The sequence below is a fragment of the Pseudoalteromonas sp. 120-MNA-CIBAN-0494 genome (assembly GCF_040308885.1).
Classification (GTDB): domain Bacteria; phylum Pseudomonadota; class Gammaproteobacteria; order Enterobacterales; family Alteromonadaceae; genus Pseudoalteromonas; species Pseudoalteromonas nigrifaciens.
Genome location: NZ_JBEOOE010000198.1, coordinates 1 through 252, shown reverse-complemented (window position 1 = coordinate 252; position 252 = coordinate 1). Strand labels below are relative to the sequence as shown.

1 pseudogene is annotated in these 252 nt (G+C 42.9%); it reads right to left on the bottom strand.

The window, feature by feature from the left end:
- Positions 1-252, bottom strand: a pseudogene (locus AAEY55_RS18510) (S9 family peptidase); the annotation flags it as partial.

Sequence of the window (252 nt, the reverse complement as noted above, 5' to 3'; positions counted from 1 at the left end):
ACATAACCCTCTTGGCCCAAATAATTAGGCATAATGTCGTGTTCTGCACGCCAATCATAATTTTTATCGGTTAACGCTAATACTACGTAGCGTCCATCTGGCGACAAACTCATTTCTGATACCACTTCAGCGTCACCTAAATACCAAGGTTTAGCAGAAAAAGTGGGATCGGCTTTAGCCAATGAGTCGCGGTTTTGATCACGCGTCAGGCTGTTATCATGTTCCATGGCAACATATTGAATAAGTCTATGC